Origin of the sequence: Croceicoccus sp. Ery15, assembly GCF_020985305.1 — a bacterium.
GTDB lineage: Bacteria > Pseudomonadota > Alphaproteobacteria > Sphingomonadales > Sphingomonadaceae > Croceicoccus.
On sequence record NZ_CP087588.1, the window covers coordinates 3,342,463 to 3,367,719 of the forward strand.

Consider the following 25,257-nt stretch of genomic DNA (forward strand, 5'->3'; position numbering starts at 1 on the left):
GCATCTGCTACCGAAGGGCAAAGGCTGATCAAATCCCGTATATCTTGCCTCGCCGCGTGAAGGCTGCCTTTGCTCCTTCGAGGATGCTGCAGGTGATATCCCGCGTCTGCTCATGGTCTATCGAGCCGCGTGACGTAATGACCGCTTGCTCACTGTTCGCGCCGAGCACGACGATCTGCTCGGCGTCGCCTAGAACGGCAATGTTCGGATTGTGCGTTACGATGATGATCTGGCGTCGCTCCTTCGCCAATCGGATGACAGGGACGAGCTGTGAGTAAATGAACTGTCCATCGAGATTGTCTTCCGGCTGGTCGATCAAAAGCGGGTTCGGATTTTCCGAAGATAGCATTAAGGCTAACAGGACGGATTGCTGTTGCCCGAGAGAGAGTTGGGCGAACTCACGCGTGCGATAGTGCTTCTGACCGCTCCCATCTGTGACCTCGCGCGTGACAGTGAGATAGGGCCGGTCAAACACCTGCATCGTTTCCAAGCGCGCAAGCGTTTTGGGTTCGCTGAAACGCTCGATGAGAGTGTTTGCCTCCTGTGTGTTGAAATACGACGCGCCCTCGTCACTAACGAGCGATGCAATTGCCAAAGGGTCTTTCGCCCTGATGGCGGCGAGGAGTTTCGGGACGGTGAGGTGGCGTTCGATCACCGAAGCGCGGGGCACCTGATTGGTCCGCCACCCCATGATCTCGATCAGCAGGTCTCGTGCCTGCGGCGAATGGGCGTTCTCCTCGAACTTCAGAGAGACATTCAGATCTGACAGCGCGCTGCGAAGTTTCACCGTGGCCGATGCCGCAAATGCCCGTCGTTTTTGATAAGTTGCAGCACGCGCTGACCAGCGCTTTACGGCAACCTCATCGCGCTCTTTGATCTTCTCCGACAGACGGGGTTCCCACGTTTTCAGGTTTGTCACCGATGTTTGGTGTGTAGCTTCATCTCGTGTGAGCTGCGCAATGTAGGTGGTGTTCACGGTGATGCCTTGGGCTTCCAAGGCGCTCTTTTGGGAATCCACAGTCGCGAGCAGGGTCGTCTCTTTCTTCGACCACTCCTCGACCTTGGTGGTGACAACTTGGCTGAGTGCCTGCGATCCCGCTTTGAGATCGCCTTCCGACACTGACAGGTTGCTCTCGAAGTCATCGGCCTTCGTTTTGATCGCGGCGAATTCGTCCTTCCCGAGAACCAGCTTGCTCTCGTCGGCCGCTGCCTTGAGCAGACCGAGCGACGTCTTTACCGCTTCGTAGTTCAAATTTTTGGCGATGGCGCGCGCATGTTCCATTACGCTACGCCTAGATTGACGCTCGGATTCTATCTGCTGATAGGTTTCGATCAGACCCTTTGCGTTTCCATCCGTAAACTTCTTGATCTGCTGCTTAGTGATGCTCAATTCACGCTCATATTGGGGAATGAGGGCAACCTTCCCGCGTGCTTCGTCGATAGCGATTTCCAACTCGGCGATCTCTGCGCGGATGCGCTCTTCTTCTACCGTCTCGCTGAGCACGTTGGTGAAGCGGTCAAGGTAACGCAGTAAAGCGCCCGGGTCTGCCTGAGCCTGCTCGCTAATTTTCTGCGTTTCGCCCTGGCCGTAGCACTCCACCGGGATGGTATCCGGGCCATCAAACGGATCGTTGATATTGGTTCCGCAATCGTCACCCTTGCTCCAGCAAAGTCGGTGAGCAGCTCCGGCTCCATCGACAAATTGTATATCAATACGTTCCGGCCAAACGTCCGAGTTGACGACCGAAGCGCCACTGGGCGTCTTTGAAAACGCCCGGACGCCTTCGAACATCGTCGACTTCCCTGTGCCACGGCCGCCGATGATACACGTCAGGTTAGAGCTGAAATGAATCGCTTGATCCTTCAAAAATCCGCCCTTGAACCGGATGCCGGTGACGGTCGGCACGCTCTTGGGCAACTCGTCTTCAAGCCGCACCCGCGAATCCCCTTCGGTCATCGCGTGACGCACGGATTCGAAGGTGAGCGATTGCATTTTGTATCGCGTCACCTTGTTGTCGCCTGCGGCATTGCGGCCAAGCGCCTGCAAGGTGTGAGAATCGGAGTTCAGGACACGCGCGAGCGTTGGCAACGTGCCATCGTGAAGCTCGCTTCTCGTTTTGCCCAAGCCTTTGCGCACGTTGTCGGGGTCATTGACGCTGTAGGATATGGACGACCCCGCATTCTTCAGTTCGATGCCGAGCAAGGCAGGGTGGTTGATGATGTCGGCCTTGTATGGCGGAGCCCCTGGCACTTCGACTTCCAATCCCTTCGGTCCGTCCACATGCGCGAGCACGCCGAAACCGCCCAAGACGTGCATCTTCGTGAGGCAGTCCACCATCGGGTTGTCGACGCGCGACGTGGGCAGGCCCAAGTCGCGGACAGTCAATTGCGAATAAAATGCACTAAGTGATTGCAGGGACGGCAGATAGCAAAGCAGATGACCCTGCATCGTGCTGAGTTCGACCGCAGGAACGACGAGCAGGTTATCAAGCGCCGCAGCCGTAATGGCTGGTGCGACATTGTTGATGGCGTTGTGATCAGCGATTGCGATTACCGACAGGCCGTGAGCAATCGCTGTCTGCACGATGTTTGTTGGAGTGGCAGTTATGTCTGTTACGTCGTGTGATCCACCATAACTGTGAATGTGAAGGTCGCCGCGCACAAAACGCGCACCGTTCGTCAGCGCGATTACATCCGCAAAATCATCACTATCGACCATCGAGAGCCTCCCCCTTCGGTGAGGCTATCACAATCCAGCGACATGAGAACGCGGTGTTTTATTTCATGTTGGTGCGGTCGACACCCGGCGCCCCCGTAAGGCGACGGTGCTTGCGCCCTCCCGGACTCACAGGCATTCTTGTCGCATGTATCCTCAAACTAATCCGGAGAAGGCAGCTCTTTACTTCAAAGCCGTGGACGAAATTCGTGCGCGGCTTCGATGCGTGGACGACCTGTTGACCGGCAACATGGCACCGTTGCTTATACACGAGTTTTGCCAGTTGCAGCTCCGTCTCGCCGCCGAGTGTCTGGCGATCGCGTGCCTGGCCGCGCAGGGCGACTTCGAAACGCACAAAGCGTTTCGTGACAGGTATGAGCCGGGCGCTATCTTCAGGGCGCTGGAAGCACTGTATCCCGCATTCTTTCCGACGCCCTCTATCATGCAACGTGTCGGCGAAGGCCGGTGGCATTTCGACGGCGACGGGCACGGCAATACGATCACGCGCGCGGATATCGAAGAAATCTGGAACTTGTCCGGGGCGCATTTGCATCGTGGATCGGCGAAGCGATACCTGACGGACGCCCAAGACATTGACCTGCTGGCAGTAGCACGCCTCAAAGAAAGATTCTGGAATCTGCTAATGGACCACCTGATCGTTCTCGCTGACCAACAATCCCGATTTCACGTCCATGTCGAGCGGAACACCGACGACATTCAATGTCATTTTCTGTTTCTCGACAGGGAGGCAGGGACCGCTAGGGTCGAACCCTACAATGCGATCGTCGGTGAGCGCGCTATTTGATCGACGGCTTTCGCAAAATCCAGTTGCCGAACTAACCAGCCCGCTAGCTACTCAATCCCTTCAACTAAAGCCCCAGCCCTCGTCCTCTCCCAAATGACCAATCGACGCCGCCATTGGTCCGCATGACGCCCGAGATATGTTTGCCGATCTGGCGGTCGAGCGACGGGGACCAGGGCACGAGCTGGAAGCTCAACCCGTTGTCGATCATGGCGAAGCGGCCCGAGGCGAGCGTGACGCGCTGGCGCGCCGTGCCCGCGACATATTCCCCGGCCTTGGACGGCGCGTGCGGCAGGCCAATTTCGGCCGACAAGTCCTTGGTGGCCACGTCGAGTTCGCGCCGCCGCAGCGTGTCGAGCAGGTTGCGTGCGAAGATGATGCGCTGGCCCTGCCGCCGCGCCAGCCCTTCATCGGCCAGATGCTCGGCGCGGGCCTCCATCGCGGCGCGCACCTCGGTCCCGAAGCCGCCGCCGAGGTCGCGGCCGTCGCTCGACAAGTTGCGGCGGTCGAGCCAGGTGGCGCCCGGCGCGTGGACCTGCGCGGACAAGTCCGCGTCCGACCGGACGGCGAGCGCCACCCGCTGCCGGCCCTTGCGGTCCTCGAAATGGCGCAGCTCGACGATCGCGCCCGGCTTGCAATCGCCGGTCGCCTCGATGTCGGAAAAGCGGATGTGGTGGGTGCGCCCGTCGATGCCGTCCACGATCGCATAGGCTTTGCCGGTCAGCTCGTCATGCAAGCCGCGATCGACCAGCCTGCCGATAACGGGCTGGGCCGGATCGGCGTCGAGGACATAGCTGCCGGCGCCCCGGTCGATGCCGCGGTCGCTCATCGCCTTGTGCATCCGCTTGATGATGTCGCCGCGCTCGCCCAGCTCCCGCAGCGCCGCCTGGGCGCCGCCAGCCAGCGTCCACTTGCCGGGCGCGATCTCGCTGGCGAGGCCGAGGCGCTCCAGCTTGCGCAGCCGCCCCATCCTCAGCACATGGTCGCCATCCGGCCGCACGCCGGGCTCAGGCGCCATGTCGATCAGCCCGTCGCGCTGCATGGCGCGGGAAAGGTCGCGGTCGATCTCGGTCCAGCGTTCGGCCTCGACCTGCCGCTCCAGCGACTGCCGGATTTCAAGGTCGGTGCGCAGGCCGAGTTCCTGGGTGACTATCTCGCGCGCAGTCGCCCGCATCCCTTCGCGGATATAGTCGCGCGAAATAACGAGGTTCTGCCCGTCCTCGGCGACGCCCCGCACGATGATGTGGACATGGGGGTTGTCGGTGTTCCAGTGCTCGACCGCGCGCCAGTCCAGGCGGGTGCCGAGATCCTTTTCCATTCGCGTCATCAGTTCGCGGGTGAAGCCCTTGAGGTCGCGCATCTGCTCGGCGTCCTCGGGCGAGACGATGAAGCGAAAATGATGGCGGTCGTCCTCACAGCGCGCCGCAAACTCGTTGCGGTCGAGGCCGTCCGCCTCGGCGCCGAACAGCACGCCCCGCTCGCCGTCGCGGGTGACGCCATCGCGTTGCAGATAGTTGAGATGGGCGGCGAGCGAGGCGCGGCCGCCATGCCGGACCACGCGCGCCTTGACGACGACCTGGCGCGATCGGTGGCCGAGCCGGTGGGTGGCGCGCACGCTCGCCACGCGGCCCCGCCCGAAGGTCGAGCGCCCCGGCGCGACGATGCGGCCACGGCGCGAAACATGACCGCCCGCACGCTGGGCGGCGGCAAGCGCCTGGGCAATGATCGGGAGCGCGCGCTGGCTTCCCCGCGAGCGGATACGCCCTGGCCGGACACGGAAATCATCGTCACGGCTCATGACGCGGAACGCCGCAATGTGCGGCAAACCCTGCTGTCTGCTGGTTTTCGGCTCTCGCCGCACATTGCGCGGTTTCCGCGCACATTGCGCAGCAATGACCAAAAGCCTTGAGAATCAAGGCCACAACCGAGGCGCAGGGGCTCCGCACATTGCCGCCCTTTATCTTGCCCTCCAGCTTCCCCCTTCAGAAAGTCAGCCCTGCTCCCTTCCGGCGCTGCGAAAGCGTGCGCCGAAACCCGCCAGAGCGCGCGGGAGCCGCTCATGGCGGGGAGCGGCCGGAAAGCGGGACGAACAGGCCGTTGGAAGGTGGAGCAGCATCGGCCATGAAAAGCCCGGAGCGGTCGTCGGTCGGCCGCTCCGGCTGCGCGTCGGACGCCGTGCGATCGGCGGACGGTTGCGCGGTCGAAAGCGCCCCCGGCCGCACCGCGAACAGCGCCGCGCGACGCCATGCGAAGGGATCGGACGGCGGTGCGGCGGCAAGCTGGCTGTCGTCCGAACCGCCCCTGATCGACGCCAGCTTTGCGAGATAGGCGCGCGTCTCGGTGGGCAGCGGACGGCCGCGCGACAGATGTTCGTCGTAGCGGCCCGGCCCGGCATTGTAGGCCGCCAGCATCGCCGTCACGTTGCCGTAGCGGTCGTGCATCTCGCGCAGATAGGCCGCGCCCGCCAAGATGTTGTCGCGCGGATCGAACGGATCGGAGCCGAGGCGATGGCGCGTGCGCAGGCCCGCCCAGGTGCCGGGCATGATCTGCATGAGGCCCATCGCCCCGGCCTCCGAGACGGCGCGGACATCGCCGTTGCTCTCGACGCGCATGACGGCCCATATCCAGCGTTCGGGGATGCCGAAGCGCCGGGCCGCGTCCGCTACATGGTCCGCATAGGAATGGCGTGCGGTCAATCGCTCCGGCGGCGTGTCCTGCGCCAGCGCGGCAACGGGCGCAGCGCCCGGCGCAAGCAGCAGCAGGACCGCGAGCATGGCGGCCGACCCGCCCCCGCTCCGCCGCCAGCCTGCCAGCGTGCTCGCTCCGGTAAAGGGTGCGCGCGATGCGCCGGCCGGGGGCCGCCCTTGACCTTCGCTGCGCGCGCCGGCCGGCCTGCGACCGAGCGGGACGGAGGGATGAGACGGCCTTTCCGCGAGCAGAGGGATGATCGGGGACGGCACCGATCAGCTCCGATCGTCGCGCGGCCGGGGGCGTTTCCACGACAGCCGGAACGTCCGCCCATCATCATCGGCGCGGAACAGCACCGGCCGGAACGCCGCCGGGAAAAGCGGGCTGTCGATCTCCAGCGCAATGTAGTCACCGGCGCGCTCGCCGACCCGTTTCCACGCGCCCCCGACTTCGGGGCCGTCCTCGTCGTCGAGGTGGACGCGGTAATCGGGCGCGTTTTCGGCGTCGCTCGGATCGAGCGTGACCAGCACGATTTGTTCGTTGATGCCGAAATAGCGGGCGCGGCCGGCATAGCCGTTGGTGGTGGATTCAAAGATATTCACTTGCATGGCCGATCTCCTTGGCTTCGGGGGTGGAAGGTGTTGGGGACGGCGCGCGCAGCCAGAGCGGCGTGGCGCGTCCGATGACGGCGGAGGCCGGCAGCGGGCCGAAATAGCGGCCGTCCAGACTGTCGGGATGAGCGGGATTGAGCAGCAGCAGCTCGTCCGGCCGCAGGGTGCGGCATCCCTGCCAGACCGGCAGCGGACGGCCCTGGCCGTCACGCGCGCGGGCGATGGCGACGCGCCGGGCATCGACGCTCACGGCATCGCCGTTCCTGCACACGCGCTGCCCGGCCTTCGCCGCGACATGCTTCAGGAGCGGCACGCCCTCGGGCAGATAGCCGCGCGCCGCCAGCCAGCGGGAAAGTTGCTCGGGCGGCGCCATGGCGACCAGCGCGCCGGTGGGCGGGTCGCGGTCGGGATGGATGCGGTAGAGCCCGATCGGCGCGCTGGCGCTGGCGTTCCAGATGACGCGCGGGAGCGGATCGGCGACGGCGACGGCGACGAAGGCCGCGGCGAAGGCGGACGCGGCGATGGCCGTCGCCATGACAGTGCGGCGGCGCTTCATCCTTCGATCTCCCGGCGCTTGAGCCAGGCGCAATGGCGTGCGATCGTGTAGAGGCGCGGCTGATGGCCGGCTGCGATGCGATTGTGGACGTGCCGCCAATGGTCGGCCGCCGCGTCGCAGGGATCGACGCCGGCCGCCTCAACCGCGTCGATTGCGGCGAGCACCTGCTGGACCTTGGGCCAGCCCTCGATCTTGAGCAGGATGTCGCCGCCTGGCCGCACGAACGGCAGCGTCGCATAGGGCTCGTTGGCCGCGACCGCGCGCACCACGTCGATGCGCGAGACGATCGTGCCGAAGTCGTTGGCCGCCCAGCGCACGAACGCGAAGACGGCGCCCGGACGGAAGCCGACGACGCGGGTTCGGCGCGTCAGGATGCGGTCATGGGCGATCCGGCCGAAGCGTATCCAATGTTCCAGCTTCTTCTCGATCCAGGTCAGTTCGACATGGGTGAGACCGTCGCGGGCGAGCGCGCTGAACGCGCCGCCGCCGCGCACGGCGGGGGGCCGGTCGTCGATCATGGGAGGTCTCCGGGGATGGGGATCGCTATGGGCGCGAGCCGAGGCCGGCGGCTTGTCCGCCGACCGTGCGCCGAGCCTGCTAACATGGCCGTGCTGTTCACAGCCGCGTGCGCCGTTAGCAAGAATCCGAAGGATTCTTTTCTATTAGCACCGTTAGAAGGGGACCGATTCCGCGAGGATTTCTGCGGGTTTGCGAGCATCGCGCGTTCCCGAAAGTCCGAGTCTCGCGTTCCCGATCGTCCGAATCCGTCCGTTCCCGATAGTCCGAACCTCATGGCCAGTTCTCCACAGGCTTGAGGCCGACGCGGCGCATGGCGGCGTCGAACGGATCGACGGGGATGGGGGTGAAGTTCAGCCGGTCGCGGCCGAGCGCATGTTCGAGCGTGAGGACGTAACCGGGGAGCGGTTGGCGCGCGACGATGGCGCGCAGCTCGAACGCGAACCGGCGCAGCGGCGAGAGCACGCCGGATTTGAGATAGAGATGCGGAACGTCAAAGCTCCAGCCGCCCTGCTGGCGGCCGCCATGCTTGCGCACGATGCGGTAGAGCCAGCGTTCGAGGCCGCCGGTCAGGTCGAAATAGGCGCGGTCAATGGTCAGCACGAGCGCGCGGTCGAGCACGCCGGCATAGAACCAATCGGGCAGGATCAGCTCGATGCCGAGCGAACGGCCGTTGCCGTCCGCCAGTTCCCGCCATTCGTTGATCCATGAGAACCGGTGGCGGCGGCGCTGGTGCCGCTGCCGGATCGAAGTGGCGACGGTGGTGGATTGCAGGCGGTCGAGCGCGGCCTTCAGCCGCTCGTAGCTCGCCTTGCCGGTGCCGCGCCGGGTGAACGCCAGTATCTCGTGCGGCGTCGTCACCATCAGGCGCGAGGTCGGCCGTCCGGCGTCACGCGCCTCGATGAGCTGGCTCGCCGCCCAGATCAGCACGTCGGCGTCCCAAATATTCGCCATGCCATGCTCGGGGACGGCCTCGACCGAAATCCATGTCGCGCCCATGCGGAAGTCGATGGGCGCGGTGCGGCGGGCCTTGCCGAGCGAGAAGAACGGCCAGGCCATCAAGTCCTGCGCGTCGCGGGCCGCAAGGTCGCCGGGGACCGAGCGGAACAGCTCAAGCTGCGTGCGCTCGGCGCTCGACCGGCCTGAAAGGGAGCGTGCGGTGGGCATCGGTGCTCAGCGGCGCACGCAATCGGTGGGCAAGCGCTTGGCGGGATGGACGACGCCGCTGCCCGGATCGGAGGTCGAACGGCGGGTGCCGAGCGCGGCCCAGGCGTCGAGGTCGTCGATTGCATAGACGATCCGGCCGCCGAGCCTGCGGAACACCGGGCCGGTGCCGTAGCAGCGATGCTTTTCCAGCGTGCGGGTCGAGAGGCCGAGATGGATCGCCGCGTCGGGCGTCTTGAGATAGCGTGGCGTTGTGGCGGCGACAGGCTCGGCCATGATGATCCTCCTGGTGATGGCCGGCCCCGAAAAAGGGGTTCGGCGGACAGAAGGGAATGGTGGCGAAATGCCCCCTATGCGGAGAAGGGGACGCCGGAGACTGGGTTGGGAATGTCCCCCTCAGCCGCCGCGCAGCAACCGGATGTAGCCACCATCGCGCAGTTCGATGGCTTCCTTGAGCCAGCGCCTGATGCACTTGCGCTCAGCGCTGTCCGTCCATTTGGTGGGAGTGTAACGGCGAACCTTGGGATGGATCAGAGAGGCGGCCAACTCGCGCTGGCTGGCGCCGGCGCGGCGGCCGTCGAGCACTTGCAGCAGGGTGAGGAGATGTTCGCGCCGGAAGGGCGGGGGACGCAGCGCCGGTGGGCCGGCCGCCATGCCGCTGAGGCGGCGGCACAGGCGCTCGGCGGACGCGAGGCGCGCGAGGGGATCGAGCTCGATCGGCAGCATCACCGCCATTGGGCGGCGGCACGAACCGCACACGCACAGATGTTCGTCGCCATCAGGATCGGCGAGGATGACATGCAGGAAGTCGCCCATCCTAATCTGCGCGCGAATGTCGCCCAGCGCCTCCATGTCGAGGGGGCTGGCGCCGAGGCCGGCGAGCACTGGCGCTATGATGATGCTGGCCGGTGACAGGTCGGGGCGCGCGACCGCCAGCTTGCGGTCGAAGGCTGCGCCAGGCGCGGCGTGGTAGCTGATGCCCCAGCGGTTCACCAGGGCGGCGGTCGCCTCGTCGGCGGTGGTCGCGCCGCGTTTCACGTGGCCGAGCGCGCGGGTATAGTCAGCGCGATAGCGGGCATTGCGGCTGAGATAGCCGATGGCGATGTCGGAATATTGCAGCGCCTCGTCCCCGGCTTCGTCCGGGGGCGCGCGCCAGTCCCTCTCAGGCGGCACGGCAATCCTCCCAAGCGTGGCTCTCTATGGAGCGCGTCAGGGAATGTTCTCAGCCGTGCGAGCGTCGAGAAGCCCTGCCGGGCGGAGAGGCGCATAGCGGATTAAAGTCAGCGATTTGACGAGGTTTCCGCATTTTCGACTGTGTGACCCCGGCCCGCACCTACAGTTGGGGCGGCCGCATGTAATGGCGATAGCCGGTCTCAGTCATCCATCGGGCGCGCGCGAGATGGGAATCATGCACAAGGCGGGCGCGTTCGGGTTCAGCCTCGGGTTCAATCCCGAAAATGATCCGCACGGCCTCGCGCCAGTCGGCGTTTTCGTCCGCCGCATCAAGCAGCCGCCAGTAGGTGCGGACATGGCGTTCGTCATAGTCGGTGACGTGCGGTGCGTCGGGTGCACGGTCCTCGAAAGCGGCTATCGCCATCGCCTCGTTCCGCCTTCAGCTATTGCTCCGTGCGCCCGCAGATTGATGGCTTATACACCACAATGGACCGAAGTAATCACGCCATCCACGCTATGGCCGGATGACGCGGAGAGTATAGCCGGGCGAGCATCGGCGCCCATTACTTCCGCGATTTCTCCACCGCACCGCGCACCAACATAACGCCTTCGCCGCGTTCCGAATCAAGGAAGACGATGCCCGCCTCCTCCAGCGCCTTGACCACCTGATGGCGCGTATCTTCGCGCACGGGCAGGTTATTCTCGGATTCGAGGCGTTTCAGCGCGGTCAACGCAACAAGGGCCTCGTCGGCAAGCATCTCCTGGGTCCAATTGAGAAGCGCGCGTGCGGCCCGCACCTGGCGGGAAGTAATCATGCGCGGTCACGTTCACGAGCCCGGCGCTATACGCCATCAAAACGACTATTATAGTCGTCTTGGCATAGTGGCATCAGACACCGCGAGCCGGGCGAACGCCCGGCGAGCGCGCCTCTTTCAGCGGCCGCGCGGACCATTGGGAAGCGCGGCCGCCGCCGATCCGGGGAGCGGGTCGGCAGCGTCATGCGGACGGTAAAAGCGAAACCGCAGGGCCGGACGGTCCAGCCCTGCGGCTTGAAACGGTTAACCCGTCTTGAGGCGCTGCATCCCCTCGGCCAGTGTCCAGAGCGCGCGATTGAGCGTCACATTCTGGTCGATGCCGTTGATCGGGCGCGAACGGCTGCGGCGGATACGGCCCTCGGCATTGTGCTTGTGGCCATGCAATCCGCCCCGAATGACGTTCTCCTGTATCACGTTGAACGTGGTCCACAGGCTATCGCCCCGATCCTCGTAGCGGCGCGGCGCGATGATCTGCTCGGGGGTGAGCGGGCTTTCATCGTCGCCATAGCGGGCGACAAGGCTGACCTCGCCAAGCAAGCGCTGCTCAACCTCGGACAACCGAACCTCCTTCATTGCCGCGCTGGCGTCGATCAGCCGGGGGAAGTCCTCGGCCACGGTGTAAACGCCCTCGATAATGTCGTGCTCGATATTGCCCTTGTGCGGCACGCGGACCTCCTCGAACCGCTCGCCTGCAATCATGCTGTTGGTGCAGACGAAACGCAGCATACCGGCGAACATCTGATATGCGCTGGTGCCATCGTGGCTGTTCACGATGATGACCTCGGCCGCCTCGGGCTTGCCGATACCCTCATCCCGGCGCAGGCGCAGCATGTGCTTGGCGTGGCCGTGGCGGCTGCCGTCGCGGGGGACGGACTGCACGGCGAAGAACGGGAACCATCCTTCCCGGCGCAACCCCTCAACGATGTCGATGGTGGGGACATAGACATACCGCTCGGAACGGCTGTCGTGCGCCTCGCGGGCGAAGATGGACGGGACGTGGCGATACAGCGCCTCATTGTCGAGCGGCTCATAACCGCCGATCTGATGACTGTTGCGGCCGAACCGGGTAGCAAGGTGGTGGATGGTCATGGGTCTTCCTTTCATTGGGCTTGGGTTTCCGCGCAGCGGAAGCGCCGCGCTGAAACCCTGCCCGTCGGCGAGACCGGGGGTGCAAACGGAACGCGGCTTCGCGGGGAACCGGCTGCACGGAACGCGGCTGCTGCGTGGAGGAAGCTGGGCGGAAGCCGCTTGGAGTGCGCCGGGGGCAGAGCCCCAAGCACGGCGCCGCGCGAGCGGCGCATTCGATCGAGTTACTAGGCGACTTGCATTCTCTCGATGTCGGCCGGATCAAGATACAAGGGTCGCGTAGATTGCCAGGCCAAGGGGGGCACGAAGAGTGACGCAGAAATTAGTCGGGTCAACACATCCAGATTGGCACGATATGTCTCCGTTCGTAGTTCATTTCACAAAAAAGTCCGCCCATCAGAGTGAATATGACAATTCAATATCTATTCTTTCTGAGAGGAGGGTTGAGGCACGCAATCGCTTCGGAAGCGGAAAGAATTACGCCGAATCCCCGAAATGCGTGTGGTTTAGCGAGGTGCCGCTTCATCAACTCAAACGCCTCGCAGACAAGCGAGGGTCTTATGGCATCGGATTTCGAAAAGATTTCATCGTCGCACGAGCCGGCGGACCGATCATGTATGCGTATCAAGATACGCCGCACGCACTGGCGCTGCGAGCGATGATACAAGAATCGGTCGGCGACCCCGAAAGTCCTGTCTGGAAGATCGCGCCCTTTGTCGATCAGCCGGGATTATACGGCAGCGCCTCTTATTTCTTCGAATGGGAACGCGAATGGCGGATCGTTGGCGACCTCAGTTTCGAGGAATCCGATCCAGCATTTCTCATTATTCCTGAAGGCCTGCACGATGCTGCCAAGGCTTTTTTCGAGGATGCAGAACAGGAGCAGCTCGGACCCAGCTATAAATGTCCATTCATTGATCCCTATTGGAGCTTAGAGCAGGTCAATAGCGTCCTGTTCCCGTGAGATGGCCGAGAGTGTAGCGCCCCGCTCCGTTGGATGGTCGGGGCGCTATAGGATCAGTCGGAAACCAGCTCGTAAGTGCCGCTCGTTTCGTCCTTGAACAGCCTGAGATAGACCGGCGTGCCACCAAGGAGGGTCAGCTTGAACGAGACGTAAGCCCTGTTCTCCTTGCTTGTCTTCGCCCATGCAGCGCCGAAGTCGATGCGATCGTCGTCGACTGGATGGATGCGAAAGTCAGGCGCCTTGTCGTTATCCTTGCCTTCAACCCGGCGCAATTCAACCTGCTCACGGACTCCGAAGGAGCGTATTTCGCCGGTGTAGCCATTCTCAGTGGTGGTGAAGATGCCGCGGATCATGTCGTCAGTCCTTTCTTGCCTCGGGACCGCACCCATTGCGGCCTCGATGGCTGTCGCCCGGACGGGGGATGACCGACCTGCATCCGAAGGACAGAACGCAGTGGCTGGCGGCAGCGGGCGGCTTTTTTGCTTCGCGATGCAAAGCCGGGCTCGCCCGGCGGCGGAAAAAAGCCGCCCGCTGCTGTTGCGGGAAGGCGGGCGAACCTCGGCCAGACAAGCCTTTCGAGAGGCCGTGTGGCGGTCGTGTCGTGGAGGATCGACTGGCGCGTGGAATGGGTGACGGTAGCCTCCGCAGGTAATGCGGCCCGCGCGGCACGCGGCGAGCCCCTGCCGTTGCTGCCTGGCTTGTTCGGTTGATCCAAGGCAATCAAGGCTCGGCCGATGTGACTGCGGAGTGTCCATGAGCAAATTTGTTCTGCCAATGCCCGAATATAACCGGGTCCATCAGATTATTCATGGCGTCATCAAAGATGAGGGGAATGTTGAACGTGGTTGCACGTTCTTCTCGATCGTCGGGTCGTATCTGTTGAATAAGCACTACGGAATTGCCGCCACGGCGGTTGCGGGCGGATTCGCGCTCTGTGTCGATGATGCTCCCAAGTGCATCTTCTATGGCAAGGATGAGGGCGGTAAGTTCAGTTGGGGCAACGATGGCTTCCATATGTGGGTGCAGACGAAAGATCATGTCATCGACTTTATGGCGCCGATCTACGCTGAGTCGTTCGCCATTGCCCAACCCGATGTCGTGCTCCCGCGCAAGATGTTCCAGAAACGCCTTGAGGACGACAAGCAGAGCCTGGACGATTTACAGGCTACGGGCGACTATATGGTCTTTCCTGATCCCGATCTGAGCGAGGAATTGATCGACCATTTCCTGAGCCGCCCGATCAATACCGACCTGTTGGGCATAGCCGAGGCGTGGTTCGGGAGCCGGCGCGGGAAGCAGCGGCCGACGATCAGCATGGGCAGCAACGACGGAATCGTGCGGCATCTCACATTACCCCCCCACAATAGCGCGCGGAGCTTGGTAGGCATTCAACCCCGCCTATGAAACAGGAACGGCCGCGCCCGGTCAGGGCGCGGCCGCATTTTTCGGCCTCTCGTCAAAGGTAAGGCCGGGACCGCCATAGCAGCCCCGGCCCGTCACCTATTCAGCGGCTACCGCATAGTGCGACTGCTCGCCTTCCAACGGCTCCACCATATCCCCGCCGTCCTGCGCTTCGGTATTGGGGGCCTCCGCTTCGGACGGCTGCGCGTCCGTCTCGAAATCCTCCTCCTTCACCTCCACGGCCTCCGGCGCTTCGGCTTCCGGCTCGACGGTTTGCAACACAGTTGGCAACCATCCCGTTCCGGCGACAAGCCGCTCCGCCTCGTCGGCCATTGCTTCCTTCTTCAACGGCTGGATGCGCTCCGCTGCCTCCGGGGAGATGGCCTCGCTCACCGCCTGCGCGATATGAGCCTTGGTGACGCGCCCGAAATAGCTACGCGTGTTCGCGGTCCACGTCGCCGTCATGTCGAGCCCGATGGCCTGCGCCAGCCCGTCCGCCGCCTCGATGCGGGTGACGGGACGTTCCCACGGCACCTTCACCGCATTGACGGTGAGCGACACGCAATGCGCCAGCAATGCGGTGCGGCTTTCGGCGTCCAGCCCGGCGAGAAACGACCACAGGTCCGCCGTCTCACCCGGAAGCTGCTCGCCCCACTGGTCATGCCGCGCCGCCAGCGCCTCGCCCGCCTCGGTGTTCGCGATGCCCTCGGCGTGGGTGGTGAGGTCTTCGCTCTTGGCGGTGACGGTGAGACAGGACTTGCCGAACCCATGATAGAACAGGTCCAGCACCAGCGCGTGGGTCAACGCGACCATCGCCATGTCGGGCTGCTCGCCAAGGGCCAGACGAAGGCCGAGCGTCCGATGCGCCGTGAGGTCACGAATGAGGCTGTCGGAAATGGGCTTGCCCGCGTCGGCCTCCCCCAATTCCACTTCTTCGTCCGCATCCTCGTCGTGTTCGTTGGCTCCGCCGTCCTCCACACGGATGCCGTCGCTGTCGTCCTCCGGGTCCGCTTCCGGCTGCGGCTCGTCCTCGGCACGGACATAACCGCGCTCGATCTTCACCTCGCCGGTGGAGCCGAGCGAAACGAAAACGCCGCCACGCTCGATCACCGCAGGATCATAGGCAGAACGCTTGGCGCAGAGCGCATCGATCTCGTCGCTCAACGCCTGCGCCTTCGCCGCCACGGCCTCGGGCATGTCCTCATAAGAGTCATAGCCTTCGATCAGCGCATCATGGGCTTCCGCTGCCTCCGACAGCCGCACCTCGTCCTTATCGGACAGGGCGATATGCTGCGGATAATAACGCCGCATCCCATGACCGTGGGGGAAGTCGATGCTGACCTCGCCCCATTTCCAGCCCTCGGCCAGAACCTCCCCGGCGATCTCGCGCAACCGCTCCACCACAAGCGTATCGAGCAAGCCTGCATCCTCGAAGAAACCACCGTCATCCTCGGTGAACAGGTCACGGATGATCGTGCCGCCCGCCTCGACATAGGCGTCCGCCCCGATAAACACCGCCCGCCGGTCAGTCGCCGGGATATTGCTTGCGGTAAGATCGCGCCGGATGATCCACGGCTCCTTGTTCCATGACAGGTTCTCGAAGACCTGCTCCTGCCGGGCATGGTCGTCGGTGATGGTGAACGCGGCCAGTTGGTCGAGCGTAAGGCCGTCTTGCCGATACACATCCATCAGCTTCGGGCTGATCGCACCGAGACGCAGCCGCCGCTTCACCACATCAGGGGACACGCCGAACCGCGCACCGATTTCCTCCGCACCCCATCCCTTGTCGCGGGACAGTTCATGGAACCGCTCGAACTGGTCGGCGGGGTGCATCGGCGTCCGGGTGACATTCTCGTCAAGGCTGATCTCCGCCGCGTCGTTCTCGGTGTCGAGATAGCAGCGGATGGGCTGCGTCCGTTTTATCTGCTTGCGCTTGGCGCGCAGCAACTGCGCCAGCCTCCGGCCCTCGCCAGCGGTGACGAAATAGCAGCCGGTCGGCACGCCGTCCTTCGTCTCCGGTTCCACGACAAGGTTCTGGATCATCCCCTTGTGCTGGATGGACGCCGCCAGCGCCTCGATCGCTGCCTCGCCGTGCGGCACCTTTCGCGCATTCTTCGGCGACTTCTTGAGCTTGTTGAGGGGCACGAAAATCTCGATGCCCGACACCGGCTCGGCGGCACTGGTTTCGATCTGAACAATCTTGGTCATCTTCCTACTCCTTGGGTTTCCGCGCAGCGGGAAGCGCCGCGCTGAAACCCTGCCCGTCGGCGAGACCGGGGGTGCAAACGGAGGGACGGCTTCGCGGGGAACCGGCTGCACGGAGCGAAGCGCAGGAAGCTGGGCGGAAGACGTTCCGAAGTGCGCCAGGGGCAGCGCCCCAAGCACCGGGCCGCTTGCGGCGCCACAAAGAGACGCACCCTTGCGGCGGACAGCCGGCGCGGCGGCGTGCGCGCGGACACTGGGGGCCAGCCGTTGCCGCGCCCCCGACCAGAGCAAGAGTGCCACGCGGGCCGAGAAATACGCGCGAACCCTGGGCGGCCTTAGCCGCCAGAGTGCGCTCACCAGATCCCCGCGTTCTGCTCAGGGGCGTTGCGGGGTGTCCCCGCTCGAAGGGGTCTGGCGAGACCCGCTGGGGCTCGGCAGCAGGGGAAGGCCTTCCCCCGCAAGCCATTCAACCTGCCCGGAAAACAAAAGGCACCGGCGGTATGTCGGCAAGCTCTGCTGAATCCGTGCATTCGTCGGCACGGGACGGCTCCGCTTTTCGCGTTATCCTTCGATTTCGACGCCGATCAGTGTCGGGATGGCCGTTTCGATCGGAGTATAGAGATCGACTTCCGCTTCCGGCGTCTCAAGGCTGACGATCAAGGCGTAACGTGCTCTGTCGTTGAAGCGCTTGAGCCCGGTTCGCTCCCGCCACCAGCCGGTGATCGGGTGGATATAAAGCATGTTCCGGGCGGCAAGCTCGACGGCCGGGCCTTCCCAGATGTCGACATGCAGCGATCCGGCCGAGATGGCGCGCTCACCGAACAGCCAGCCATCATTATTCTCATTCACCGGCCGCGGGTCATTCTCCTCGCGCCCTTCTGCGTTGTTCCTGCGCAGGAAGTTCGCGGTGGTCTCCCGCGACCGTTTCAAGTCAAAGCGAAGGCCGAAGGATTGGTAGCGCGCCGGGTCGATTGCCGTGGCGAAACTGGGATTGGGCTCGATGAAATAGGAGAGCGTCACCTTCAGCCGCACACGCAGATTGTCGAGGTCTTCGAGAATCTGGCGTGGCCAGGGCAGCGGATAGACATGGGCCTCGTTGAAGCGGACGCCTGACGCCTCCTTGCGGAAGGGCTGAATCTCCCTTTGGGCGACAAGCGCGAGATCGTTGATCGCGGATGCGCGAGCGCGGGCAAGGCCGGGAAGGCCGTAACCATAGCGGCGGAGACAATCCGCCTTGTCGCGCTTGGCCGCGCAGGCAGCGATGGCCTCGGTCATGGGCGGGGTCCAGCGCGCACTATGGACCATCAGCGCCCGGATGGTTTCCGGCCAATAGTCGGGATCGTCTGCCGCGATCTGCGCGGCTAAGCGGGCCGCCTGCGCGGTCGCCGCGCTGGTCGCCCAGAAGCTGTCGAGCGGGCGCTGACCGACATCGCGCGCGGTGGTCAGAAGCGAAAGAGAGTCGAGGCCGGCAATCGCTTCAGTTTTCGCGGGGCTGATCGCCCGGTTGCCTGCCTCGAACACGAGGTCGGGCTTGAACGGCGATTGGCCCGAGCGCCAGAGGTAGGAGGTGCGGCTGTAGGGGCTTCCGGCGCCGACGGTCGCCATCGGCGTCCAGCCCTCGTAGCCGGCTTCCGCGATCTGGCTCTTTTCGGTGTAGCCGCCGATCGCAAGCGCATTCCAAGCCTGACAGGGATCTTCGGCCGGAAAGGCATCGGTGTCCGCGATCTCAGCCGGATCGGCGTGGTCGGGGACATTGCCGGCGGCGAGGACGATGAGCCTCTTGGGCGCCGGGTTCTCCTGATCCTCGGATTCGGCGCCGGCCGCGGCCTGGTCGATGGCGGCGCTCCATGCAGTCGCGTCGGCACCGCTACGTCCACCATTGGTAACGGCCATGCAGAACATACGCGCTCGGTCAGGGTTCTGGATTTCGGCGCGTGCGATGGCGCCTTGGGTGATGGGACCGTAAGCGTGCGGGTCGTTTGGGGGAAAACCTGCGGGCGGCAGGATTTTGACCGACTCCAGTCGGTGGGTAAGGCGTCGCTGTTCCTGATCGGCCAAGGGCGCCACGAGGTCGCCGTGCAGCGCCAATCCCGCCATGCCGGTGCCGTGGCCGGAGCCTGGCGCATGATCGTCACCGCCCCAGGCGGGATCGACGCTCAAGAGGTCTTCGACCGCCAGGGCGGGCTCGATGAGCGGATGGGCACGATTGACGCCGGTATCGAGGAGGCAGATGGCCGGCGCCTCGCGGCCGGGCCAGATCGTCCGTTCGGCAAGGTCTTCGATGAACGCGCGCGCCTCGTCGCGCAGGTCATGGGTGAAAACATGAGGATTGTCGCTGGCGCGCCGCAGCTCGGCAATGCCGCCAGTGGCGAACAGCAACAACTCGATCGCGGCACGGCGACCATAGACTGGAACGACGATGGTTTCGGGAAAGCGCAGGAAGGTGTCGCCCTCGCCGACATGGAGCCCAAGCTGGGCGGCGGCTTCGAGAACGCGGTCAACCCTGTCGCGGAAGCACCACAGCGACCACCACATTTCCGCTTGAGGGTCTTCAGGCAATGCGGCGGGATCGTCCCGCCAGAAGGTGCGGATGCGCGCTTCGCGGATATGCTCGATCGTCTCGACGCGGGTTTTCCCTTTGGGCGAGCCGGTGCGCTCGTTGAGCGGCCCGAAAGTGTAATCCTGGAACACCGCTTCGAGCGTGTCGCGCATGTCGTCGGGCACGAACAAGGCGATGCGACGCGCGCCTTGTTCGGTGAAGGTCACAGCGCCTTGCCGGGTTTTCTCCCGCGTGCGTTCGAGCGTGGTCGGGCCGGCTTGCGGCGACAGCTCCACTTCAAGGAAAGTGCCGTCCGGCGGAGGAAGGAGCGCAACGCCGTCCGGCCTCTGTCGGGCCTGTTCGGCCTGTTGAAAGGCCGAAGCGAGTTCGGCGATCAAGCGCTGGCCGTGGTCCTCGCGGATGCGGATGAGCGGGCGCTGCCGGGCATTGCTGCCCGGAGATTTGAACGCAACGCTGTGAGCCAGTCCCGAAATGTCGAGATGCGGTCGGTCGTGTTGCGCCACAGGTCAGTGTTTCGCAGAGAACGCGGTGCGCATCGCTTGGCGCTCGGCGAGGCGAGCGATGATGTCGGGCGTGGCGATCTGGTCGCGCTGGTCGAGGATCGCGGCCTTGACGGCTTCGTCGGCTGCGCGCGCAATCTCGGCCTGGCTGAGGCCGCGCGCCGCCTTCTCGATGGTGGACCAAGCCAGGCGGGGATATTTCAGCGGCTTGAGGTTGGCCTTGACCACGGCCCGCACCTGTTCGGCCGAGGGCAGCTCGAACTCGATCACGTCGTCGAAGCGGCGCAGCAAGGCCCTATCGAGCAATTCGGGATGGTTGGTTGCCGCCACGAGCGGACTATCGGTGGCGCTCTTTTCCTCCATGAACTGAAGGAAGCTGTTGAGGACGCGGCGCATCTCGGCAACGTCGTTCGAGGCCGTGCGATGCCCGCCTACGGCATCGAACTCATCGAACAGATAGACGGCGCGGCGGCGCAGGGTCTCGTCGAACACAAGCCTGAGCTTGGCGGCGGTCTCACCCATGAAGCGGGTAATGAGCGTCTCCAGCCTTATGATGAAGAGCGGCAGCTTCAGCTCGCCAGCCAAGGCTTCGGCGGTCATGGTCTTGCCCGATCCGGGCGGACCGACGAACAGGAGCCGCCGGTTAGGGGCCTTGCCATGCTCGCGCAGCCAGTCCCGTCGACGTTGCTGGAGAAGAGCATTGCCGAGCCGTTCCGAGACTGCGGCCGGGAGGATCACGTCGGCGAGCGTCACCGTAGGTTCGCGAAGATCGAGGAGACCTTCAAGATCACCGCGCGGGCGGGCGAAAACGATAGGAATTGATGGGCTGACACCGCGCGCGGCGCGCGCCGTATCGACAGCCGTGCGCAAGTCGTTTGCGGTGTCTCTGCGACCCTGCCGGGCCTCAGCAGCGGCAACCTGCAAAGCGATCGAATAGAACTGCTCGTCGTCGCCTTCCGCTCGACTGCGCAGCATGGCCAATATCTGTTTGGCATTAGACACTGAATTTACTCGATTTCTTTCTCACACACATTTCCCCCATCGTTCCTGATTCAATAACGCAAACGCTCCAAGAATTGAAGAACAAGCTGGGGCGGGCGCGCGATATTCGCAAAACCTTCGTGGCGGTCGGCTCCAAAGCCGCCGGACCAGAGACGCTCGCCGCGCCTCATTCCCCGGCTGGCAACAAGCGAGCGGCTAAGATTGACGTCGGGCCTTTCATCGTTCGCGTAAGCAAAAACAGCTCCGCGTAAGCAGGAGCGGAAAGGCGCGTAAGCAACTTTTCGCGTCAGGATGAGAGCACGCGGAAGAACGCCGAATGAGCAACCTTGAGGGGCGTGAAATATGGAGGATAGGCCTATTTCCGCCGGGAGCACGCCAGAACCACGCATTTCCTGGGCATTTCCTGCTTACGTATTGCTTACTTTTTGTTCCTGACGGAGCGCGTAAGCAAAAAAGGCGGCTGTGAAAGCCGCCTAACTGCATGATCTTGCTATGGAAAACTGGAGCGGGCGAAGGGATTCGAACCCTCGACCCCAACCTTGGCAACTGCCTCTCGGCATTTTCGCTATCGTTTTCGTATTCAGTAAAATCTACGATATTCCAGGCAATATCAATTGCTTGTTTCTCACATCGAGTCCCCATTGGTACGCTGCGATTTCCGGCGGTTTCCCTCCTACTGCTTCCCCCCTGCTTCCCCGGCCATGCTGCACCTGTGTGGGGAAGCAAATATCAAGCGCGTGGGCCACCGGAGCGCAGGAGCAACTTCGAAAGGAATGACAACTCAAATCAAGGACAAATCGCATGACCAGACTAACTAAACGCACCGTCGAGGCGCTCAAATCCAACCGAGAGCGCGACACCTTTCTTTGGGACAGCGAACTGCGCGGTTTTGGCGTTCGCGTTAAACCCAGCGGCACCAAAACATTTATCATCCAATATCGAAACCAAGAGGCGAGGACCCGTCGCTGTGTTATAGGCCAATATGGTGTTCTGACTGTCGAGCAAGCCCGCGACCTCGCCCAAAAGAAGCTCGCCGCTGTGATCGACGGGGCCGACCCATCCGCCGAACGGCACTCGGTCCGTACGGGGCTGACAATCGCAGCAGTTTGCGATTGGTATCTTGCCGAGGCCGAAGCCGGTCGGCTGATCGGACGAAACCGCCGCCCCATCAAGGCGTCATCGGTCGCAGGTGATCGAAGCCGTATTGAACTCCACATTAAGCCGCTGATCGGCAATCGCGTGGTCAGCCAATTGAAATTGGCAGATATTGAACGCTTGCAAGGTGATATTGCGGCTGGTCGAACCGCCCGAGCGAGGCGCACAAGCCGAGGTGGGCAAACGGCTGGCGGCTCAGGCGTTGCTGCCCGCGCCATCAGCACGCTTCGCGCTCTACTCAATCACGCCCGCCGCCTCGGCATTATTGAGGTTAGTCCGGCAACAGGCGTGCGCATCATGGCCTCGCAGAAGGTGAAGCGATATCTGAGCGCTGGCGAAATCCGTCACCTTGGCAAGGTGATGACGCAGATGGAACGCGAGGGCGAACACCCGGCCGGCCTCGCTGCGATCCGCGTCATGCTTCTCACCGGTTTTCGCCGCATGGAAGTGCTGGCAATGCACAAGGCATGGGTTCAGCCCGACGACAATCTCGTCCGTTTTCCGGATACCAAGTCCGGTCCGCAGATCCGCGTGGCCGGAGACTCAGCAATGCACGTGCTGGAGGCTCAGGCTTTGTCCAGTCATTCGCCCTTCATCTTCCCGGCGGATTGGGGCGATGGGCATTTCGTAGGCGTCGTTCGGGTGCTGGGCCGAGTCTGCGCGCGTGCAGGCCTGGACAAAGTGACACCGCACACCCTGCGCCACAGCTTTGCCAGCATGGCAGCGGCGCAAGGTTTCAGTGAACTGACCATCTCGGGCCTACTCGGTCACGCCCCGCGCGGCGTAACCCAGCGCTATGTGCACCTGGATACCGCGCTCATCATCGCGGCGGATCAAGTGGCGGCAGAGATTGCGCGACTATTGGACGGTGGCGAGTTGCGGAGCGTGCGGGAGATCAAGCAAGCGCGCACACTGGCAGCTTTGCGTGCAGTTGCATGACGCCTACTTGGCTAAGATTGCCCAAAAGTCAGATTGAAAAACTGCGGTAGCTCGTGGATAGCGCTCCAAATCAAAGCCCGTCTCCAGAAATGGGGATGGGCCTTGTGGATAAGCTTGTGGTCTGTTCGGACTATCAGGAACCGGGATTCACGGACTATCAGGAACCCAAAGCTCGGACGATCAGGAACCGAAACAGGCCTCAAACCCGCAGAAATGCTTGGCTCCAGCATCCCTTAACAATGCTAACGACAATCCTTCTCGGATTGTTGCTAACACTAGGCACAGCGGCGCGCGGCTCCTCAGCGCTTTGGGGTGCGCCGTCACTGCGCGCCTTATGCACTCGGCAGGTGCAAGCTTCGCGGCTGCTTGCTAGAGATTAAACGATGAAGACCGACCTCGATCATCTTCCCCCGCAAAAGCAGCGCGAGATCGAGCGCGTCGTGCAGCTTATCTTCGAAGAATTCGACGATGCCTTCGCGCTCGCTAAGCATGAGTGGAAGAAGGCCGGGCGGATACTTAAGGTCATTCTTTACGGCAGCTATGCTCGCGGGACCTGGGTCGACGAGCCTCACACGGCCAAGGGATACCGCTCCGACTTTGATCTTCTGATCATCGTCAACGACAAGCGACTCACTGACAGGGTGAAGTACTGGGCGAAGCTCGATGACCGGCTAATGCGCGAATATGGCGTTACCGGTACGCTCCAGACGCCGGTCAATTTTATCGTGCATACCCTGCAAGAGGTGAATAACGGGCTGGCACATGGGCGCTACTTCTTCATGGATGTGAAGGAGGACGGGGTTGCGCTCTACCAATCCGACGACACCGACCTGCATACGCCCAAGCCGAAGACGCTGGAACAGGCGCTGGCGATGGCTCAGGAGTATTTTGACGAGTGGATGCCGTCAGCCGAGCAGTTTCTCATCCAGGGGAACGAGGCCACGAAAAGAGGCTGGAACAAGAAAGCAGCGTTTGAACTGCACCAAGCGGCTGAGCGCCTTTATCACTGCGTTCTGCTCGTTTGCACCTTCTATACGCCGCATAACCACAATCTTGCATTCCTGCGCACCCAGGCTGAACGGATCGACCCGCGTCTTACTTACGTCTGGCCGCGTGAAACGAAGCGTGATCGCGCACGCTTCGAGAAGCTCAAGGAAGCTTACGTGAAGGCGCGCTACTCGAAGCACTACCGCATCAACAAGGAAGAACTCGATTGGCTCGGTGAGCAAGTCGAAGAGCTGGGTCGCGTCGTCCACGATGTATGCACAGAACGCCTCGAAAAGCTTCAAGCCGATGCCAAATCGTGCCCGGATAAGCAGTAGACGCCGATTTGATTGGCCGGCAGCTTATCGATCTGGCTTGCCGGAAGCAGACCTTCGGCTATCGACCCCATTTCGGTGGTAGCAGCGCATTCGACCTATCGCCAAAAGCGGTCGTTCATGAAGAACCGGTTGTCGTTGGTAACGCGCCTCAATCCCAGCCATTCTGGTACGAGATCTGAACGCCCAAAAACAGTTGATCGTATAGCGGCAGCTACGCGCTACACTCTCCGAGACACAACAAATCGTCGCGAAAAATTCAGAATGTCAGCGGTCGACAAAAGGGCGGTCGCGAACCGCAGTCGAAAACGGCGCCGGGTTTAAGCCAGCGCCGTTCATCGTTCTCATTCAATGCGAAGTGGCCTGAGAATCAACCGTTGCATGAATACTCAAATTGCGCCGCAAAATAACCGGCGTTCTGGATTATGCGATGACGTTGAAAGATGCCAGACCGCCATTCGAAGCACAGATGTTTTGCGCACCTTGCTCGGCCGCAGCTATGGCCTGTCCCACTTCGGGTAGAAATGGCCCGATATCCGTTTGCTGAGCAACCGCGGCAGAAGAGCCAAATGCGATTGCAGCCGAGAGTGCCAGAACCCTCGTTTTAGTTTTGAACATGGTATTTTCTCCGTGGGCTCTGAGCCCTTCACGCCGATATAGTGGCTTGGATCTCCGGACCTCGGCCGAGCAGCCTGGTCAACGGACGCGATACGCCGACCGGGCGTGCTCGGAGCAATCCAAGCCGCTTATCGTCGCTCCGACGAAAATGATTCCGCGCCTGACCAATCCCATGAATCAGGCAAGAGCGACTCGCTCCGGTCGGTCTCCTGGCTCGCGGGTCATCACTTGAAATACACCTTCCCGAACCAAACAATCAGTCCAGTGGTTGCGGAGTGACCCGCCAGTATTTCTCGCTCGCCGCTTACAGTTGCAGGGACAGCCGCAGATTTGACCTTGGAGGGCCTCACTGTGTTCCCGTTACCGGTGCGAACTTGAAGCTGAATGCGCGCAACTTTGCATGCAGCTGATTTTGAGTATCGGTACGCAGCTTTGAAAACAAGGGCTGATGCGCTCGTTTCGCGTCG

General features: G+C 62.9%; 23 protein-coding genes and 1 riboswitch. Of the genes, 6 read left to right on the forward strand and 17 right to left on the reverse strand.

Annotation, left to right across the window (positions count from 1 at the left end):
- Nucleotides 1-28: 28 nt before the first annotated feature.
- Nucleotides 29-2,719 carry a TrlF family AAA-like ATPase gene (locus tag LOZ77_RS16320; RefSeq protein ID WP_230280009.1) on the reverse strand — a complete coding sequence of 897 codons (2,691 nt, stop codon included), beginning with the start codon at nucleotides 2,717-2,719 and terminating at the stop codon, nucleotides 29-31.
- Between the two features lie 145 nt (nucleotides 2,720-2,864).
- Here LOZ77_RS16320 and LOZ77_RS16325 point away from each other — a divergent pair, with 145 nt between their 5' ends.
- Complete coding sequence (locus LOZ77_RS16325) at nucleotides 2,865-3,521, forward strand: hypothetical protein (protein ID WP_230280010.1); 657 nt, start codon at nucleotides 2,865-2,867, stop codon at nucleotides 3,519-3,521.
- 64 nt (nucleotides 3,522-3,585) lie between these two features.
- On the opposite strand, the gene LOZ77_RS16330 is transcribed toward LOZ77_RS16325, so the two are convergent.
- A complete protein-coding gene (locus LOZ77_RS16330; RefSeq protein WP_230280011.1) occupies nucleotides 3,586-5,142 on the reverse strand; it encodes a VirD2 family relaxase/mobilization nuclease in 1,557 nt (518 codons plus the stop codon).
- Between the two features lie 57 nt (nucleotides 5,143-5,199).
- Between LOZ77_RS16330 and LOZ77_RS16335 the strand changes: the two genes are divergently transcribed.
- Complete coding sequence (locus tag LOZ77_RS16335; RefSeq protein WP_230280012.1) at nucleotides 5,200-5,427, forward strand: hypothetical protein; 228 nt, start codon at nucleotides 5,200-5,202, stop codon at nucleotides 5,425-5,427.
- A 148-nt stretch (nucleotides 5,428-5,575) separates the two neighbouring features.
- Here the strand turns inward: LOZ77_RS16335 and LOZ77_RS16340 are convergent, their stop codons facing one another.
- The 10 genes from LOZ77_RS16340 to LOZ77_RS16385 all read right to left on the reverse strand — a co-directional run bounded on the left by LOZ77_RS16340 (nucleotide 5,576) and on the right by LOZ77_RS16385 (nucleotide 12,130).
- On the reverse strand, nucleotides 5,576-6,292 hold the full coding sequence (locus LOZ77_RS16340) for a lytic transglycosylase domain-containing protein (protein ID WP_230280013.1): 717 nt from the start codon (nucleotides 6,290-6,292) through the stop codon (nucleotides 5,576-5,578).
- A gap of 189 nt (nucleotides 6,293-6,481) precedes the next feature.
- The gene (locus LOZ77_RS16345; protein ID WP_230280014.1) at nucleotides 6,482-6,814 is read right to left on the reverse strand and encodes a DUF736 domain-containing protein; all 333 of its coding nucleotides are present in this window, start codon (nucleotides 6,812-6,814) and stop codon (nucleotides 6,482-6,484) included.
- Nucleotides 6,795-7,373 carry a S26 family signal peptidase gene (locus LOZ77_RS16350; protein ID WP_230280015.1) on the reverse strand — a complete coding sequence of 193 codons (579 nt, stop codon included), beginning with the start codon at nucleotides 7,371-7,373 and terminating at the stop codon, nucleotides 6,795-6,797. The genes LOZ77_RS16345 and LOZ77_RS16350 overlap by 20 nt, the downstream gene beginning before the upstream one ends.
- Nucleotides 7,370-7,891: a DUF2840 domain-containing protein gene (locus LOZ77_RS16355; RefSeq protein WP_230280016.1), complete on the reverse strand. Its 522-nt coding sequence runs from the start codon at nucleotides 7,889-7,891 to the stop codon at nucleotides 7,370-7,372. Before LOZ77_RS16355 ends, LOZ77_RS16350 begins: the two co-directional genes overlap by 4 nt.
- A gap of 271 nt (nucleotides 7,892-8,162) precedes the next feature.
- Nucleotides 8,163-9,056: a replication initiator protein A gene (locus LOZ77_RS16360; protein WP_230280017.1), complete on the reverse strand. Its 894-nt coding sequence runs from the start codon at nucleotides 9,054-9,056 to the stop codon at nucleotides 8,163-8,165.
- Between the two features lie 6 nt (nucleotides 9,057-9,062).
- Nucleotides 9,063-9,329, reverse strand: coding sequence for an AlpA family transcriptional regulator (locus tag LOZ77_RS16365; protein WP_230280018.1), 267 nt, complete (start codon nucleotides 9,327-9,329; stop codon nucleotides 9,063-9,065).
- 120 nt (nucleotides 9,330-9,449) lie between these two features.
- Nucleotides 9,450-10,226, reverse strand: a complete 777-nt coding sequence (locus LOZ77_RS16370; protein WP_230280019.1) for a DUF2285 domain-containing protein — start codon at nucleotides 10,224-10,226, stop codon at nucleotides 9,450-9,452.
- A gap of 160 nt (nucleotides 10,227-10,386) precedes the next feature.
- A complete protein-coding gene (locus tag LOZ77_RS16375; RefSeq protein WP_230280020.1) occupies nucleotides 10,387-10,650 on the reverse strand; it encodes a DUF2285 domain-containing protein in 264 nt (87 codons plus the stop codon).
- A 139-nt stretch (nucleotides 10,651-10,789) separates the two neighbouring features.
- Nucleotides 10,790-11,041 (reverse strand): XRE family transcriptional regulator, encoded by a 252-nt coding sequence (locus LOZ77_RS16380; protein WP_230280021.1) that lies wholly within the window; start codon nucleotides 11,039-11,041, stop codon nucleotides 10,790-10,792.
- A gap of 243 nt (nucleotides 11,042-11,284) precedes the next feature.
- Nucleotides 11,285-12,130, reverse strand: a complete 846-nt coding sequence (locus tag LOZ77_RS16385) for a DUF932 domain-containing protein (RefSeq protein ID WP_230280022.1) — start codon at nucleotides 12,128-12,130, stop codon at nucleotides 11,285-11,287.
- Between the two features lie 307 nt (nucleotides 12,131-12,437).
- Here LOZ77_RS16385 and LOZ77_RS16390 point away from each other — a divergent pair, with 307 nt between their 5' ends.
- Nucleotides 12,438-13,091, forward strand: coding sequence for an abortive infection system antitoxin AbiGi family protein (locus LOZ77_RS16390; protein WP_230280023.1), 654 nt, complete (start codon nucleotides 12,438-12,440; stop codon nucleotides 13,089-13,091).
- 53 nt (nucleotides 13,092-13,144) lie between these two features.
- Here the strand turns inward: LOZ77_RS16390 and LOZ77_RS16395 are convergent, their stop codons facing one another.
- Nucleotides 13,145-13,444 carry a DUF736 domain-containing protein gene (locus LOZ77_RS16395; protein WP_230280024.1) on the reverse strand — a complete coding sequence of 100 codons (300 nt, stop codon included), beginning with the start codon at nucleotides 13,442-13,444 and terminating at the stop codon, nucleotides 13,145-13,147.
- Nucleotides 13,445-13,844: 400 nt separating this feature from the next.
- Here LOZ77_RS16395 and LOZ77_RS16400 point away from each other — a divergent pair, with 400 nt between their 5' ends.
- Complete coding sequence (locus LOZ77_RS16400) at nucleotides 13,845-14,495, forward strand: DUF2026 family protein (RefSeq protein WP_230280025.1); 651 nt, start codon at nucleotides 13,845-13,847, stop codon at nucleotides 14,493-14,495.
- Between the two features lie 96 nt (nucleotides 14,496-14,591).
- On the opposite strand, the gene LOZ77_RS16405 is transcribed toward LOZ77_RS16400, so the two are convergent.
- From LOZ77_RS16405 to LOZ77_RS16415, 3 genes are all read right to left on the reverse strand, one after another.
- A complete protein-coding gene (locus LOZ77_RS16405; RefSeq protein ID WP_066859801.1) occupies nucleotides 14,592-16,700 on the reverse strand; it encodes a ParB/Srx family N-terminal domain-containing protein in 2,109 nt (702 codons plus the stop codon).
- 558 nt (nucleotides 16,701-17,258) lie between these two features.
- Nucleotides 17,259-19,760, reverse strand: coding sequence for a S8 family peptidase (locus LOZ77_RS16410; RefSeq protein WP_066859799.1), 2,502 nt, complete (start codon nucleotides 19,758-19,760; stop codon nucleotides 17,259-17,261).
- Between the two features lie 3 nt (nucleotides 19,761-19,763).
- Entirely contained in the window at nucleotides 19,764-20,759 is a 996-nt protein-coding gene (locus LOZ77_RS16415) for an AAA family ATPase (protein ID WP_066859796.1), read from the reverse strand.
- Between the two features lie 801 nt (nucleotides 20,760-21,560).
- Here LOZ77_RS16415 and LOZ77_RS16420 point away from each other — a divergent pair.
- On the forward strand, nucleotides 21,561-22,853 hold the full coding sequence (locus LOZ77_RS16420; RefSeq protein WP_119587876.1) for a site-specific integrase: 1,293 nt from the start codon (nucleotides 21,561-21,563) through the stop codon (nucleotides 22,851-22,853).
- A 383-nt stretch (nucleotides 22,854-23,236) separates the two neighbouring features.
- The gene (locus tag LOZ77_RS16425; protein WP_119587875.1) at nucleotides 23,237-24,175 is read left to right on the forward strand and encodes a HEPN domain-containing protein; all 939 of its coding nucleotides are present in this window, start codon (nucleotides 23,237-23,239) and stop codon (nucleotides 24,173-24,175) included.
- Between the two features lie 420 nt (nucleotides 24,176-24,595).
- On the opposite strand, the gene LOZ77_RS16430 is transcribed toward LOZ77_RS16425, so the two are convergent.
- On the reverse strand, nucleotides 24,596-24,790 hold the full coding sequence (locus LOZ77_RS16430; RefSeq protein WP_230280026.1) for a hypothetical protein: 195 nt from the start codon (nucleotides 24,788-24,790) through the stop codon (nucleotides 24,596-24,598).
- 181 nt (nucleotides 24,791-24,971) lie between these two features.
- Nucleotides 24,972-25,183, reverse strand: a riboswitch (cobalamin riboswitch).
- Between the last annotated feature and the right edge of the window lie 74 nt (nucleotides 25,184-25,257).

Bases quoted from the DNA above. Each gene is read 5' to 3' on its own strand.
- LOZ77_RS16375 (WP_230280020.1), bottom strand. From the start codon at position 10,650: ATGGCGATAGCCGCTTTCGAGGACCGTGCACCCGACGCACCGCACGTC.
- LOZ77_RS16325 (WP_230280010.1), top strand. From the start codon at position 2,865: ATGTATCCTCAAACTAATCCGGAGAAGGCAGCTCTTTACTTCAAAGCC.
- LOZ77_RS16340 (WP_230280013.1), bottom strand. From the start codon at position 6,292: ATGCTCGCGGTCCTGCTGCTGCTTGCGCCGGGCGCTGCGCCCGTTGCC.
- LOZ77_RS16360 (WP_230280017.1), bottom strand. From the start codon at position 9,056: ATGCCCACCGCACGCTCCCTTTCAGGCCGGTCGAGCGCCGAGCGCACG.
- LOZ77_RS16335 (WP_230280012.1), top strand. From the start codon at position 5,200: ATGACCGCCCGCACGCTGGGCGGCGGCAAGCGCCTGGGCAATGATCGG.
- LOZ77_RS16380 (WP_230280021.1), bottom strand. From the start codon at position 11,041: ATGATTACTTCCCGCCAGGTGCGGGCCGCACGCGCGCTTCTCAATTGG.
- LOZ77_RS16425 (WP_119587875.1), top strand. From the start codon at position 23,237: ATGAAGACCGACCTCGATCATCTTCCCCCGCAAAAGCAGCGCGAGATC.
- LOZ77_RS16385 (WP_230280022.1), bottom strand. From the start codon at position 12,130: ATGACCATCCACCACCTTGCTACCCGGTTCGGCCGCAACAGTCATCAG.
- LOZ77_RS16345 (WP_230280014.1), bottom strand. From the start codon at position 6,814: ATGCAAGTGAATATCTTTGAATCCACCACCAACGGCTATGCCGGCCGC.
- LOZ77_RS16350 (WP_230280015.1), bottom strand. From the start codon at position 7,373: ATGAAGCGCCGCCGCACTGTCATGGCGACGGCCATCGCCGCGTCCGCC.
- LOZ77_RS16430 (WP_230280026.1), bottom strand. From the start codon at position 24,790: ATGTTCAAAACTAAAACGAGGGTTCTGGCACTCTCGGCTGCAATCGCA.
- LOZ77_RS16395 (WP_230280024.1), bottom strand. From the start codon at position 13,444: ATGATCCGCGGCATCTTCACCACCACTGAGAATGGCTACACCGGCGAA.
- LOZ77_RS16400 (WP_230280025.1), top strand. From the start codon at position 13,845: ATGAGCAAATTTGTTCTGCCAATGCCCGAATATAACCGGGTCCATCAG.
- LOZ77_RS16365 (WP_230280018.1), bottom strand. From the start codon at position 9,329: ATGGCCGAGCCTGTCGCCGCCACAACGCCACGCTATCTCAAGACGCCC.
- LOZ77_RS16420 (WP_119587876.1), top strand. From the start codon at position 21,561: ATGACCAGACTAACTAAACGCACCGTCGAGGCGCTCAAATCCAACCGA.
- LOZ77_RS16405 (WP_066859801.1), bottom strand. From the start codon at position 16,700: ATGACCAAGATTGTTCAGATCGAAACCAGTGCCGCCGAGCCGGTGTCG.
- LOZ77_RS16320 (WP_230280009.1), bottom strand. From the start codon at position 2,719: ATGGTCGATAGTGATGATTTTGCGGATGTAATCGCGCTGACGAACGGT.
- LOZ77_RS16355 (WP_230280016.1), bottom strand. From the start codon at position 7,891: ATGATCGACGACCGGCCCCCCGCCGTGCGCGGCGGCGGCGCGTTCAGC.